Genomic DNA, 15,345 nt, shown 5'->3' with positions numbered 1-15,345 from the left:
GGATTTTTCATTTTCTTAGTTTTTTTAAAACAGCATTCCAGCTATTGAGGCACTTAACAAAGATGCTAAAGCGCCTGCAGCGACTGCCTTTAAGCCAAGACGTGCAATGTCCTGCCTGCGGTTTGGGGCTAAACCGCCAAGCCCTCCCAGAAGGATGCCTAATGAAGAGATATTGGCAAATCCGCAAAGGGCGAAGCTAATGATCGCCACTGTTTTATCAGATAAGGTTGGGATATCCGGCGCAAAAGCAGAATAAGCAACAAATTCATTCAAAATCAGCTTCTGGCCAATATAATTTCCTGCCTGTACGGCTTCCGACCATGGAACTCCTATAGCGAACGCGAGAGGTGAGAAAACATATCCAAGAATGATTTCGAGCGTTAAGCCTTCTAATCCAAATAATCCTCCAACCCATCCAAGTAGTCCGTTAATCAAAGCAACCAATGCAATAAAGGCCAGCAGCATGGCTCCGATATTTAAAGCGAGCTCCAATCCGACACTAGCTCCTTTTGCAGCAGCATCAATGACGTTAGCAGAATCGCTATCCACTTCCATATCAAATTCTTTAGGCTCTTCTTTTTCTTCGGTTTCAGGAATCATTACTTTGGCAAGGATCAGCCCAGCCGGTGCAGCCATGAAGCTTGCGGCCAGAAGATATTCGAGAGGCACTCCCAATAAGGAATAGCCAATCAAAACAGATCCTGCCACAGAAGCCAGGCCTCCAGTCATGACCGCAAATAACTCTGATTTTGTCATATTGGCGATATATGGGCGGACCACAAGTGGTGCCTCCGTTTGACCCACGAATATATTGGCTGCTGCCGACATCGATTCAGCTTTTCTGGTTCCGAGAAGCTTTGCAAGCCCCCCGCCGAGAATTTTAATAAAAAACTGCATAATCCTTAAGTAATAAAGGACAGAAATCAGTGATGAAAAAAAGATTACAACAGGCAAAACCTGAAGTGCGAAAACGAAAGTAATGCCCGATTCATCTGTAAACAAGCCGCCAAATAGAAAATTTATCCCCTGATTGGCGTAATTGATTATATCGTTTACCTTCATTGTGAGCCATTCTAATGCCTTTCTGCCGCCTTCCCACTTGAGAACGAGAAAGGCGAAAATCAGCTGAATGGCAAGACCTCCCGCTACTGTTCTTAAACTTATTGCCCTTCTATTGCTTGAAAGCAGGAAAGCAATTCCTAAAACAACAATAATACCGAAAATCCCCCAAATAAAGTTCATGTTAACACCTCTTCACTATGTAGTAGTTTCCCCCGGCCAAATCAGCGGGGAAAGTTCTGGCCAGTAATCCTATTCCCTTATGAAACTGCTTGTAAAGCTCAATACTTGTATTATGTGCAAAAGGAATAAATTCATGAAACCAGTATGCATGAAGAAAATAATGGGAATAAACGGAAAAAGATGAGCGCTGAGCTCATCTTTTAGCATTTTTTTCAATATATTCGAATAAAAATGACTGGCCGTTCCTGTAAAAACGGGGATCGTAGAGTCCGAGCCTTTCATCATCATCAACAAGTACAACAAATGGGGACCATTCATAAAGGGTTTTAGCTTCAGGAGCTTGTGAAAACAACTTGTCCAAATCAGCAGTTTCTTTCGATTTAAGCACATACCGGGTTTTCTTTTCGGTAAAAAGAGCATCTTTAAATATGGTCACTTCGTCATCTTTTTTTGTAATAACAGAGTAAGTCCATGGTATAAATTCTGCCGATAGAGCAACCTGCTCATAGTGATCATCATACTGCTTATAAATCAGGTATCCCTGTGTGCTTTGGATTACCACGTGCAGCAGCATAAAAGCCCATGCCATTTTAAAATAATAGGGTGATTTTGATTTATTCCTCTTTGTAAAGAAAAAGGCCGCTCCTATTATAATCCAAAACACTAAATCAACAATTGGAATCGTTCCAAAAGTTACCCTCATAGATGAAAATGGCTCTAAATAACCCGTTCCCCATGTATTGAATAAATCACTTGTATTATGTATGAAAACGGCAAGCCATCCCAGCAGAAAAAGCTTCTTATCCTTGACTCTGAAAAGCAGATAAGACAGCAGCAGAAACAGTATAGCCCACAGTGGAGTCAGGAAAACGGAATGGGTAATCCCTCTGTGCCACATTTGATAAAGTCCTTCTGTATCCCATAAGCGCGAAATGACATCAATATCCGGAATTTGGCTTGCCCCAACAGTGGTAAGTAAATACGCTCTTCTGGAGTTTTTATCCATCTTCTGCTTATCAACTGCACCATAAAGACTCAAGCCGAATAGAGTATGAGTAATTGTGTCCATGTTTTCACCTCTTTTTTACATTTAGTTTCCCTATTATAAGCCTCAAAAAGAGTAATAAAAAGAAATATGCAATCTTAAATGCGTTGCAAACTTTACATGAGAGAGATAAAATTGAAGGTATTGCAATAATTAAGTGACACATTGATTGCTAGATCAACAAATTTTCATATAAGTAAGTGAGGAACGACTATGTCCAAAAATTTTAAAGAAGAAGTTTTATCCCGCCGAACGTTTGCGATCATTTCCCACCCGGATGCCGGTAAAACCACGCTGACCGAAAAGCTCCTATTATTCGGGGGTGCCATTCGTGATGCAGGAACAGTTAAAGGGAAGAAGACAGGCAAATATGCGACTAGCGACTGGATGGAAATTGAAAAGCAGCGTGGTATCTCTGTTACCTCCAGTGTGATGCAGTTTGAATATGAGGGTGCACGCGTTAATATTCTTGATACGCCTGGTCACCAGGATTTCAGTGAAGATACGTACCGCACACTGACTGCCGTTGACAGTGCTGTTATGATCATCGACTCAGCAAAAGGTATTGAGGAGCAGACACTCAAATTATTCAAAGTCTGCCGAATGAGAGGAATTCCGATTTTTACTTTTATGAATAAGCTTGACCGCCAGGGGAAAGCACCTCTTGAGCTCCTAGCTGAATTAGAAGAAGTTATGGGAATTGAATCTTACCCAATGAACTGGCCAATTGGAATGGGGAAAGAATTCCTTGGAATCTATGACAGGTTTAATAATCGAATTGAGCAGTTCAGAGTAGAGGACGATGAGCGCTTTCTTCCCTTAAATCAGGACGGAGAAATAGAGGGAAGCCATTCGATTAAGGATACTGGGCTATATGATCAGACGCTTGAAGAGATTATGCTCTTAAATGAAGCAGGCAATGAGTTTTCAAGAGAGAAAATCGCAAATGGAGAACTGACCCCAGTGTTTTTCGGGAGTGCACTGACAAACTTTGGTGTACAGACTTTTCTTGAGTCTTATTTGCAATTTGCACCTCCGCCGCAGCCGAGAAATTCGACTGCAGGGGAAATTGATCCGCTATCAGAGGAATTTTCCGGATTTATATTTAAAATTCAGGCAAATATGAATCCTGCACATCGCGACCGGATAGCATTCTTAAGAATTTGTTCCGGCCAATTTGAGCGGGGCATGGCCGTGAATATTCCAAGAATCGGGAAGTCCATTAAGCTTGCGCAGTCCACTCAATTCATGGCTGATGACCGGAGTACAGTTGATTCGGCAGTAAGCGGGGATATCATCGGGATTTATGATCCGGGAACATACCAAATAGGCGATACATTAACAGTTGGCAAAAATAATTTTCAATATGAGCGTCTTCCTCAGTTTACACCTGAACTCTTTGTTAAAGTAACAGCTAAAAATGTCATGAAGCAAAAACATTTTCATAAGGGCATTCAGCAGCTGGTTCAGGAAGGAGCCATCCAGCTATTTAAGACTGTCAAAATGGAAGAATATCTCCTGGGTGCAGTGGGCCAGCTTCAGTTTGAAGTTTTTGAGCACCGAATGAAAAATGAATATAACACAGAAGTCTATATGGAAAGACAAGGCTCTAAGATTGCACGCTGGGTAGAAGGCGATGAGGTCAACGAAAACCTTTCCAGCGGAAGAAGTCTCCTGGTTAAAGACCGTTATGGCAAAAACGTTTTCTTATTTGAAAATGACTTTGCACTAAGATGGTTCCAGGAAAAAAATCCGGATGTAAATCTATATAACCCGATGGATTCGGAATAAAAATGGCGGCCCTTTAAGGGCCGTTTTAGCTATACATATATTCCTTACTCAATCCTATTGACATATTTATTAATAGATAATATAGTATTAACACATGCACTTTAACGCTAAAAAGCGTTTAAGTTTAAAAGCAGAAAGTGTAATCTCAACTGAAGAACTTGTCCGCAGCAAAAGTAGAGTAATTGCCGGCAGCAAACAGAAACTGGATGGCTGATGAAAATCCAGGCAGCAATGGTCGAAATACAACTGCAACCAAAATGGACAATATATTTTTAAGTGGGTAAGCAGCAATTGCTTATCAATTAGGGTGGTACCGCGGAGCTCCTTCGTCCCTATAGGCGAGAGGGCTCTTTTTGTTTGTATTAAATTACAGGCAACTTTAGGAGGAAAACGTTATGCATCAAGATAAGGCAGTATTAAATATAAAGCCCTTGGAGGCACTTATTGTCACTTTCATAATTTTAGGCGGAATCAGCTATTCAATTATTTTTGCCGGGGCAGTTCCCCATATTCCTGTTGTTTTCGCGATAATGGGATTAATAGCCTACGGTTTATTAAGAAAAGTATCTATAGCAGAGCTGGAAAAGGGGCTTATTGAAGGTGCTCAGTCCGGATTAGGAGCAATTTTTATCTTCTTTTTAATCGGGATGCTGATAAGCAGCTGGATGGCGAGCGGCACGATTCCTACATTTATCTACATGGCTCTGGAAGCTGTCAATGGAAAGTTCTTTTATGCCATTGTATTTATGGTAACATCTGTGATCGGAATGAGCATAGGAAGCTCACTTACAACAGCTGCAACATTGGGAGTGGCCTTTATGGGAGTCAGTTCCGCATTGGGCCTCTCGGATGCAATTACGGCTGGTGCAGTTATTTCAGGTGCATTTTTTGGTGATAAAATGTCGCCCCTATCCGACACAACCAACCTGGCATCATCGACAGTTAAGGTGGATTTATTTGAGCATATCAAGACGATGGCCTGGACAACCATTCCTTCGTTTATCATTTCACTGGCAATCTTTGCTTTTCTATCACCATCGGAAGCAGCGTCTGATTTCTCAAAGATTGCCCAATTGAAAAAAGTTTTACTGGATGAGGGATTAGTACATTGGTACTCCCTAATTCCCTTTGTGATTTTGGCTATATTGGCCCTGAAAAAAGTATCAGCTTTTATTACGCTGTCTGCTGGCATTATATCCGCATTAATTTTAGCTGTTATCGTCCAAAGCAGCTTTGGCATTGAAAAAGTTATGACATTGCTGTTTTCGGGATATGCTTCGACAAGCGGTTCAGAGGAAGTTGACGCCCTTTTATCAAGAGGCGGCATGGAAAGCATGATGTTTTCTATTTCTCTGGTATTGCTCGCGCTTTCTATGGGCGGTTTATTCTTTAAGCTTGGCATACTTCCAGCTCTGCTTGAAGGAATCAAACGGTTTTTGAATCGGGTGTCAACTCTAGTAGCGGCAGCAGCAGGAACAGCAGTCGGAATTAATTTCCTGCTAGGCGAGCAGTACCTTTCAATTCTTTTAACAGGAAATACTTTCAGGGAGCCCTTTGAAAAAGCCGGGCTTCATCCAAAGAATCTTTCCAGAATTCTTGAAGATGCAGGCACTGTTGTAAATCCATTAGTTCCTTGGAGTGTCTGCGGAGTATTTTTATCAGGAGTATTAGGTGTAGAAACAACAGCTTACCTTCCATTTGCCTTATTCTGTCTGCTCAGTCCTGTAATCACCTTAATCTATGGATTTACTGGCTTTAAGATTGAAAAATTACAAAGAAAAGCAGCTGATTAGGCTGCTCAGGCTGTCGAGAAACTCTCGGCAGCTTTTTTTATCATTAACCTCATCAATTCACCGCGGTAATTTATTATGATGAAGCGTTTTTTTTCTGGAGATAGAAATTCTGCAAATTGATTACTCATACAGCACACTGATTGCTTGCATCGCTGTACCTGCTTTAATATAGTTAGAATGTGTTATTCTACCAAATGCATAGGTCAGTTATCCATACAGTCATTGAAAGGAGCAGAAAAGTGTGCGAATAAGCGATTTTTCAATCAAAAGGCCAATTTTTACATTGGTTACCATGTTCTTAGTGCTTATTTTAGGGGTTGTCTCCCTCTTAAATATTCCATTAAAACTCATTCCAGACCTTAACCCTCCTGTAGGAGTTGTAGTAACTTCCTACCCTGGAGCAAGTCCCGATGAAGTGGTGGAAAAAGTAACTAAGCCGCTTGAGGAAAATCTGGCAACATTGCCGGGGATTAAAACATTGACCTCTACCTCGCAGGAAAGCGCAAACTTCATTTTAATGCAATTTTCATGGACTACAAATATTGATGAAATACAAAGTGAAGTAATTCAAAGACTGGATCAGACACAGCTTCCTGATGAAGCTGATAAACCGCGATTTATGAAATTTGATCCTGCCCAGTTTCCGATTATTCAATTATCCCTTAGTGGAGAAGAGGAACCTGAAGCATTAAGAAAGCTTGCAGACGAACTGAATCTCGAGCTGGCTAAAATTGAGGGAGTAGCAAGTGTTAACCTCTCCGGAACGGCCATTAAGGAAGTAAGAGTGGAGCTTGACCAGGATAAACTGAGGGACTTCAAATTAAGCCAGGCGGATGTAGTGGATGTAATTGAATCCAATAATATTTCGATGCCGGGTGATCCGGTTTTGACTGAGGGAAAAGAGCTGACAACCAGAATTATCAGTTCCATTGATTCTCTTGACACTCTGAAAAAGCTAACAGTAACAGTTGACCCCGCATCAGGAAATAAAGTAAGCCTTGACGACATCTCGGAGGTTCAGCTGACCAGCCAGGATGATCGCACTATTACACGCACAAACCAGGCTCCATCTGTCCTGCTTAGTGTTCTGCAGCAGTCAGATGCTAATACAGCAGAGGTTTCAGATCAATTTATAAAACAATTGGATACTCTTCTTGAAAAGGAACAGTTTAAAAATATTGAATCAGAAATACTTTTTGACCAGGGAGATTACATAAATCTTGCAATAGGAAATATCTCCAATTCATTGATTCTCGGCGGTATATTTGCCATGATTGTCCTGTTTTTCTTCTTGAAAAATGTTAAAAGTCCGCTCATCATTGGCATCTCTATTCCTTATTCAGTTATTTTTACATTTGTTTTAATGTATTTTTCCGATTTCACCTTAAACATTATGACTCTCGGAGGATTGGCACTTGGAATAGGAATGCTTGTGGATAATTCCATTGTTGTTATAGAGAATATTTACCGCCATTTATCAATGGGAAAAGATCCTAAAACGGCTGCAAGTGAAGGGGCAAAAGAAGTAGGAGGTGCAATTACTGCCTCCACACTTACGACAGTTGCAGTATTCCTTCCCGTAGTATTTATAACTGGCATCATTGGTGAATTGTTTAAGGAGTTTGCTCTGACCATTTCCTTTAGCTTATTTGCATCTCTGGCTGTTGCCCTGACAGTTGTCCCGATGCTTGCGGGCAGGCTGCTGAAGGCTCCAAAAACCAACATGGAAGCAAGAAGGCAGGAAACAGGCTCAATGCGTTCACTTGAAAAATCAATTAAGTGGGCTTTGCGGAATCGTGCAGCGGTCATAGCTATTACCATGCTGTTGCTGGCAGCGGGGAGCTATGGAATGACCACGGTAGGCACACAATTTCTCCCAAATGCAGATGAAGGCTTCTTTACGGTAAGAGTGGAGCTTGAGAACGGTACTGCACTTTCAGAAACAGAAAAGGTTATCTCGGCTTTAGAGGAAGTATTAAAGAATGAAGAGGATATTGATACATTTGTCAGCCTCATCGGAACTACACAGGAAGGATCCTTTCGTGGTTCGAAAAATGCCAATATCGCAGAAGTGTATATCAAGATGAAGGAGCTGGACAAGAGGGAAAGGTCTACGTTTGAATTTGCAGATGATGTAAAAAAAGATCTGGAAAGTGCTGCATCAAAGGTAAATACAACTGCAGAACTCTCGTTTAATACCCAATCAACAGCAGGTACATCGCCTAATACACTGACCTTCAGTGTGAGGGATACAGATCCAAACCGTTTAAAGGAAAATGTAGATAAAATTTATAATGCACTGAAAAACCTTGATGATGTAACCGAATTGTCGACTGATCTTATGGATACCATTGAAGAGATTCAAATTACTGTGGATCGTGATAAGGCTCTTGAGCAGGGGCTGGCTCCAGCCCAAGTGGCAATGGCAGTAAATGATGTTACCCGGGGCAATCGTGCTACACAAATGATAGATGAAGAATCCAATATATACGGCGTTTTTGTAGAGTACGATCGGGAAGTCACACAGGATATAGAGAATTTGAAGAAATTGCTTATTAAAAAGCCTGATGGCAATTACGCTGCTCTAAGTGATGTAACCAATATAGAGCGGGGAGAAGGACCGGTAAATATACAGCGCATTAATCAGCAGGATGCTGTCCAATTTACATTAAAGTACAAGTCTTCTACAAACATGGGTGCCATATCAAAAGAAGTGGATAAAGAAATTGCTGATCTGGACTTGCCGGACGAAACAGAGGTTGTTTTCAGCGGTGACCGGGAATTACTGGAATCATCAATTGATGATCTGATTCTCGCATTTGTACTGGCAATCGTATTTATCTATCTTGTCATGGCAGCTCAATTTGAATCGCTGAAGTATCCGTTAGTTATCATGGTTACTGTGCCGCTCATGGTGATAGGGGTGGCAATTGCTCTTACTATAACCCAAACACCGATCAGTTTAACAGCCATAATCGGGATAATTGTGCTTGCAGGAATTGTCGTTAATAATGCAATAGTTATTGTTGATTATATTAACCAAAAGAAAGAACAGGGTCTTAAAAGCTACGATGCCATAATTATTTCAGTTAAGGACCGTGCAAGGCCAATATTTATGACAGCCTTAACTACTATACTTGGACTGGTGCCTCTGGCTCTTGGTATTGGTGAAGGAACAGAAATTAACCAGCCGATGGGAATTACGCTGATTGGCGGGCTGATTAGCAGTACGTTTTTGACGCTATTTGTGATACCTGTTGTATATAGCTTTTTTGACAGGGATACACGGCGTTTAAATAAAATGTATGCCACACCGGATGGCCACTTAGTGCCTGCTTACCTGCTAGAAGAAAGAGTGGACAGAAACTGGAATAACGATAATGATGATGACAATAATCAGCTTCAATCCTCAGATGCTAAATCATACAGCAGAGAGGATCTGGCAGCTATTCTGGAGGACTTATTAAAAATTGTAAAAAGAGATGGCGAAGAAAAGAACACAGAAAAACGGAATGATAATTCCTAAAACCTTATGAAGGCTCCTTCCGATGAAGGAGTCCTTTTTCACTCCTATGAATGTGTATTAGGAAAAAAGCTGGAAAATTAATTGATAATTGGCCAATATTCGGAGCACAATAAAGTTATCGACTTGTAGCTGGTGGTAATGAAATGAAAAAACTCAGTAAACTAGAAGCAGTTTTTTGGAGTATTGCATTGCCAGGTTTTAGCCAATTATTGGTGGGGCAGCTGTGGAAGGGGACATTGTTTGTTGTCCTTGAATTTATCATTAATGTATACAGCCATTTTAATTCGGCTATCATGTTTAGTTTCATGGGAGAAATTGATAAAGCTGTTCATGTCCTTAATTATCAGTGGCTCATGTTTTATCCTTGTCTTTATATGTTTGCAATGTGGGATGCATACCGCAGTGCAATGCCGGAAAAGGAAGAATTATCATTCCTTCCTTTTGTATTCAGTGCCTATTTTGTCACTGTAGGACTTATGTACTCAACTAGGCTGAAATTGTTTGGGGTTTTTTTTGGTCCGGTCTTTCTTCCCATGCTCTTTGTTATTCCTGGTGTTGCAACTGGCCTGTTGGTCAGGTGGCTGATCCTAAAATTAAGAAAGCGGGCTGTTAGTACTTAAGTTAATTTAATGAAAAAGCTTTGACACACTGGTGCTTTAGTGATGTTAAGGCTTTTTTTTATATTTTCCTCCATTACCCCCACAAACCTGCTTCATGAATCCGTACAGTTGTAATGAACAAGCGGCCGCTATAACTTAAATCATGAGGTGAAATCTTATAGAGAATTAAAGCTTTTACAATACTTTTACAATAGCCCCTATCCATAATACGAATGGACACCGTATGATATAATGTTTTTTGAAAAGAGGTGGGGCTATTGCTGGGTTTATTGTTTATGCCGAAAAAGCGAAAAAAATCGCTCGAAGAAACGGTAGAGTTAATACAGCAGGGAAATGCAGCATTAAATAATGAGCTAATAGAATCATACAAGCCATTTATTGCAAAAACCGTATCATCAGTCTGCAAAAGGTATATTCATGAATCTGATGATGAATTTAGCATAGGCCTCATAGCTTTTAATGAAGCCATTCAAAAGTACAGTCCAGATAAGGGCAGTTCACTCATCAGTTTTTCTGAAGTTCTGATTAAAAGGCGCGTTATTGATTATATTCGTAAACAATCCAAATTTCAGAATCTCAGTTTTAATGGAGTTTCTAATCCTGAAGATGATGATACGGCCGGTTCGGCAATAGAAGACGAATTGTCCATTGAAGACTACAGAAAAAAAACAGATGAACAACTGAGGAAAGAAGAAATTATCCAGTTTACGCAAATTCTTCAGGAATTCGGCCTGACATTCAGTGATCTGATCGAACAGTCCCCCAAACATGCGGATGCACGAAAAAATGCCATGACAGTTGCTAAAATTCTGGTTGAAAATGAAGAACTTAAAAGTATTCTTTTGGATAAAAAAAAGCTGCCGATTAAGCAGCTGGAGGGTTATGTATCTTTAAGCAGAAAAACAATAGAGAGAAATAGAAAATATATAATTGCCATATCATTGATATTAACTGGCGATTATGTCTTTTTAAAGGATTATATCAAAGGGGTGTTAGAAACGTGAAAACAGGTATAATCATGGAAATTAACGAACGTTTTTTAACACTATTAACCCCGGAAGGAGAATTTCTGCGTGCCCGAAAACAAAATCGTGCTTACGCAATAGGCCAGGAAATTGTATTCTTCCCAATAGAACTGAAAAACGGAATGTTGTCGCGTCTATTACCTATCCTTAGTTTATCAAGAGGAAAAGGAATAATGGCAGCAGTATTTGCGATCATGCTCGCAATTGTGTCTTTTCTGCCCTTATTACAAAAGGACGAAGTTTACGCTTATATGTCAATAGACGTTAATCCAAGCATTGAATTAGGGGTCAATCAGGAATATCAGGTAGTGAAACTTGTTCCTTACAATGAAGAAGGAAAACGGATTATACAGAATATAAAGGACTGGAAAAAGAACAGTATTCATGAAGTAGCTGACAAAATTCTTCTCCAGATAAAGGAGCAGGGCTATTTTAAGGAAAACAAGGAAGTAGTCATTGCTGCCGTTTATACAGATCAGAATAATAAAGCGGATGAGCGTATTCAGAAAGAGTTAGCAGATATAAAACTAGCTGCACAAAAAGAGCAGCTTGAAGTAACTTTATTGGAAGCAAGCAAAGAGGAAAGAGACGAAGCTATTGATAAAGGACTGTCGCCTGGTTTATATAAAGAAAATAAAATAAAGGCTGACGGTGTCAATAAGAAAATATCTGAGCCGGTGAATCAAAATAAACAGGCTGATAAACCGTCAAATTCTCCAAAAAAGTCTGCTAAAACACAACAAAGCCAAATAAAAAAAGAAGAGCTTAGTGTAGAGAAAGAGAAGGAAAAAAAGCCAGCTGTTCCAGGGCAGAGTAAGAAATCCGAAAATCAGCACAATAACAAAGTTAAGAAAAACAGCGGAAAAAACAGCCAAATGAACGAAAATGGCAGTCACAATCAAAATAAGCATGAGTATAGACAAAATAATATAGATAAGAAACATCAGAAAGATTATAGGGGGAAAGCTCAAAATAATCAAAATCAATTTCGCCGCACGGCGCCGGATAATGAAAAAAGGGGTAAACCTGACAGAAATCATAAAGATGATAAAAAACAGTGGAATAAAAGTGGCGGAAACGGTCCTGAGGGAAAGCATCAAGAAAGGGACCAACGAAATAACCACGGCGGAAATAAACAAGGGAAACACCAGGAGAGAGGAAAACGATAAAAGAAAAGCAAAGTCCGGAGCATGCTCCGGACCTTTTCCATTTATATGAAGTTGTTATTGATTATTATGCCCGGACATTTGAGCCTGAGCTTGCTGGACAAGACGTTTAGTAATTTCTCCTCCAACAGACCCATTAGCCCGGGATACCGTATCAGAGCCTAATTGAACACCAAATTCCTGGGCAATTTCATATTTAACCTGGTCCATGTATTGTTCAATACCAGGAACTAAAAGTTTATTGCTGCTTCTTGCCATTGTATTCAACTCCTTTTAATTGGTCTTACAGAGTTACAATCCCTCTGTATTTCTAGTATGAATTAAAAAGGGGGTTTCATAAGTGGTAAAATTTCGGCATATGCAGCAGGTTTATTTTTCACTGGCAGCCTCTAACAGGATGTCTGCGATATGCACTGCTTTAATCTTATGCTGCAACCTTTCACGCTCGATCCCCAGCTTCATCTGAAGAAGACAGCCTGGATTAGAGGTTACAATCATTGCAGCATTTGCAGATTTGGCCTGAATCATTTTATGATCAAGTATTTGCATAGACATTTCAGATTCAACAATATTATAAATACCGGCAGAACCGCAGCATCTGTCTGCATCCTTCATTTCTCTGAATTCAACGCCCTCGATTGAATTCAGAAGGGTACGGGGTGCTATGGCGGTTTTCATGACATTGCGCAAATGGCATGAATCCTGATAGGTTACGATCTGTCCAGGCAGCTTAAGATAAACTTTTTTATGAAATTCAAGTTCATAAAGAATTTGGCTTATATCTTTAAGTTTTTCCGAAAACTTTACTGCTCTTTCATGCCATTCCCTGTCATCTTTAAGGAGGTGCCCGTAGTCAATAAGGAATGCCCCGCATCCGCCTGCATTTGTGATGATATAATCTGCTTCCAGTTTTTCAAAGGCTTCTATGTTCCTCTTAGCCAGATCTTTAGCTGTCTCTTTTTCGCCGCTATGACCGTGAAGAGCACCGCAGCAAGCTTGATTTCCAGGAATATGAATTTCACATCCGGCAAGCTGGAGAAGTTTTATTGTTGCATTATTTGTTTCCATGAACATCGTATCCATTAAGCACCCTGTAAAAAAGGCTACTTTCTTTACCGGCTTATCTGCTGAGAGATAGGATGGCCTGTTTTTCATTTCTTTTAATTTCGGTACTTGAGGAAGTACCTTTTCCATCGCGCTGAGATTTTCAGGAAGCCAATTCAGAATCCCAGATTTTCTGGCGGCTGCCTGCAGGCCTGAGCGCTGATAGAAACCAACAAGCCCAGCAGCTGCCCTCATTCTGTTCTGATGGGGGAAAAGGCCTTCAAAGACCAAATTGCGAACTGCTCTGACCGGCAGGGAGTGTTTCTTATTCTGATTAATGATATCCCTCGCATCTTCAAGTAAGTGTCCATACTTAACCCCAGAAGGACATACAGGCTCACATGCACGGCAGCCAAGACAAAGATCGAGTGATCTCTCTACATCTTCGTCCGGTTCAATCAAACCGTCAGCAACAGCTTTCATTAGCGCAATCCGCCCCCTTGGGGAGTGAGATTCTTTATAGCCGGATTCGACATAAGTGGGGCATGATGGGAGGCAGAAACCACAGCGCATGCAATTCAATAGCTCGTCTTCATCCATTCGCTTCGCAAATTCATCCTGAATAACTTTCTGCTCTTTTAATGTTGTCATCGTGTAACCACCACACGTTTCCTGTTGTCCTTGGCAAAAATTTTGCCTGGATTTAAAATATTATTAGGGTCTAAACTTGTTTTTACCGCTTTCATGGCATTAATTCCTGCCTGGCCAAGTTTCAGTTCAAGATAAGGCGCTTTCATGACCCCCACTCCATGTTCGCCTGTAATTGTTCCTCCCAGTTCTATCGCTTTAATAAAAATCTCTTCGAAGGCTTTTTCAACACGTTCCATTTCATTTTTATCCCTTGCATCTGCAGGGCATGTTGGATGCAGGTTGCCATCTCCGGCATGGCCAAAAGTACAGATTGAAAGATCGTACTTCTCGGAAATTTCATTGATGGCTTTTACCATATTGGCAATTTCAGATCTTGGCACTGTAGCATCTTCAAGAATGGTTGTCGGCTTTAGGCGAGCAAGAGCCGATAAGGCGGCACGTCTTGCAGTTCTTAAAGCTTCGGCTTCCTGTTCGGATTTTGCAAGCTGCACTGAAACAGCACCTTGCTCCTGACAGATTTCCGCCATTTTTTGCATATCCTTAACAACAACGTCAACCGGCCCATCCTGTTCGATAAGAAGAACAGCTTTAACATCGGTTGGCAATCCGATTTGAGCGAAGTCCTCTACTGCTTTTAGTGTAGGCTGATCTAAAAATTCCAGAGTGGCAGGAATGATTTTGCCCGCGATAATCTTTGAGACGGATTTTGCAGCTTGTTCCAGATCCTGAAAGAGAGCAAGCATTGTTTTTTTTGCTTCAGGAAGCGGGATTAATTTTAATGTGGCTTCTGTAATAATCCCTAAAGTTCCTTCAGACCCTACAAGCAGCCTGGTAAAATCATATCCTGCCACGTCTTTTGCAAGCTTGCCACCCGTTCTGATAATGTCTCCGTTTGCAAGTACAGCTTCCAGCCCCATCACATAGTCCCTTGTAACGCCATATTTCAATCCTCGGAGTCCGCCTGAATTTTCATTGATGTTTCCGCCGATTGTGCTTATTTTCATTGAACTTGGATCGGGAGGATAAAAAAGTCCTTTTGCTTCAACATGATTAATCATATCAAGTGTGATGACACCAGGCTGTACCGTAACTGTAAGGTTTTCCTGATCGATTTCAATAATTTTATTCATATGCTTAAACAGAAGTACAATTCCTCCTTCTGTAGGGCAGGTGCCTGCACATAAATTGGTGCCTGATCCTCTTGGTACGATTGGAATTCCCTTGCTGCTGCAAATTTTGAGAATTTTGGAAATTTCCTGTGCATTTCGCGGACTGATCACCGCATCGGGCATAGATTGGAAATTGGGGGTTGCATCATAAGAGTACACGAGCCGCCCAGCTTTTGAATCATCATAATTCTCTTCACCAACAACGGCAATTAATTTTTCTTTTATTTGAACGTCGATCAAGCAGATCCTCTCCTTTAATAGCAGGATAACAAT

General features: G+C 40.7%; 11 protein-coding genes. 6 read left to right on the top strand and 5 right to left on the bottom strand.

Features of this window, described 5'->3' with window-relative positions:
* Positions 1 to 24: 24 nt before the first annotated feature.
* Together NSQ49_RS04920 and NSQ49_RS04915 are read right to left on the bottom strand one after the other, a co-directional pair.
* The gene (locus NSQ49_RS04920; protein WP_159869455.1) at positions 25 to 1,242 is read right to left on the bottom strand and encodes a NupC/NupG family nucleoside CNT transporter; all 1,218 of its coding nucleotides are present in this window, start codon (positions 1,240 to 1,242) and stop codon (positions 25 to 27) included.
* Positions 1,243 to 1,435: 193 nt separating this feature from the next.
* Positions 1,436 to 2,311 (bottom strand): metal-dependent hydrolase, encoded by an 876-nt coding sequence (locus tag NSQ49_RS04915; protein ID WP_159869452.1) that lies wholly within the window; start codon positions 2,309 to 2,311, stop codon positions 1,436 to 1,438.
* A 189-nt stretch (positions 2,312 to 2,500) separates the two neighbouring features.
* Between NSQ49_RS04915 and NSQ49_RS04910 the strand changes: the two genes are divergently transcribed.
* From NSQ49_RS04910 to NSQ49_RS04885, 6 genes are all read left to right on the top strand, one after another.
* A complete protein-coding gene (locus tag NSQ49_RS04910; protein ID WP_159869449.1) occupies positions 2,501 to 4,078 on the top strand; it encodes a peptide chain release factor 3 in 1,578 nt (525 codons plus the stop codon).
* A gap of 395 nt (positions 4,079 to 4,473) precedes the next feature.
* Positions 4,474 to 5,871, top strand: coding sequence for a Na+/H+ antiporter NhaC (gene nhaC / locus NSQ49_RS04905; RefSeq protein WP_159870336.1), 1,398 nt, complete (start codon positions 4,474 to 4,476; stop codon positions 5,869 to 5,871).
* A 241-nt stretch (positions 5,872 to 6,112) separates the two neighbouring features.
* Positions 6,113 to 9,397 (top strand): efflux RND transporter permease subunit, encoded by a 3,285-nt coding sequence (locus tag NSQ49_RS04900; RefSeq protein ID WP_251283136.1) that lies wholly within the window; start codon positions 6,113 to 6,115, stop codon positions 9,395 to 9,397.
* Between the two features lie 143 nt (positions 9,398 to 9,540).
* Positions 9,541 to 10,017: a hypothetical protein gene (locus NSQ49_RS04895; protein ID WP_251283137.1), complete on the top strand. Its 477-nt coding sequence runs from the start codon at positions 9,541 to 9,543 to the stop codon at positions 10,015 to 10,017.
* Positions 10,018 to 10,274: 257 nt separating this feature from the next.
* A complete protein-coding gene (sigI, locus tag NSQ49_RS04890) occupies positions 10,275 to 11,021 on the top strand; it encodes an RNA polymerase sigma factor SigI (RefSeq protein WP_159870372.1) in 747 nt (248 codons plus the stop codon).
* Positions 11,018 to 12,211: an anti-sigma-I factor RsgI family protein gene (locus NSQ49_RS04885; protein WP_251283138.1), complete on the top strand. Its 1,194-nt coding sequence runs from the start codon at positions 11,018 to 11,020 to the stop codon at positions 12,209 to 12,211. The genes sigI and NSQ49_RS04885 overlap by 4 nt, the downstream gene beginning before the upstream one ends.
* A 54-nt stretch (positions 12,212 to 12,265) precedes the next feature.
* Here NSQ49_RS04885 and NSQ49_RS04880 read toward each other — a convergent pair whose 3' ends face one another.
* The 3 genes from NSQ49_RS04880 to glcD form a co-directional block, all read right to left on the bottom strand.
* A complete protein-coding gene (locus tag NSQ49_RS04880) occupies positions 12,266 to 12,466 on the bottom strand; it encodes an alpha/beta-type small acid-soluble spore protein (RefSeq protein WP_159870378.1) in 201 nt (66 codons plus the stop codon).
* Between the two features lie 111 nt (positions 12,467 to 12,577).
* Entirely contained in the window at positions 12,578 to 13,903 is a 1,326-nt protein-coding gene (locus NSQ49_RS04875; RefSeq protein WP_159870380.1) for a (Fe-S)-binding protein, read from the bottom strand.
* A complete protein-coding gene (glcD, locus tag NSQ49_RS04870) occupies positions 13,900 to 15,312 on the bottom strand; it encodes a glycolate oxidase subunit GlcD (protein WP_251283139.1) in 1,413 nt (470 codons plus the stop codon). The genes NSQ49_RS04875 and glcD overlap by 4 nt, the downstream gene beginning before the upstream one ends.
* Positions 15,313 to 15,345 lie beyond the last annotated feature (33 nt).

Source organism: Cytobacillus sp. FSL R5-0377 (assembly GCF_038004385.1).
GTDB lineage: Bacteria > Bacillota > Bacilli > Bacillales > Cytobacillaceae > Cytobacillus.
The sequence above is the reverse complement of the archived record's forward strand: the minus strand, read 5'-3'. Positions and strand labels throughout refer to the sequence as shown.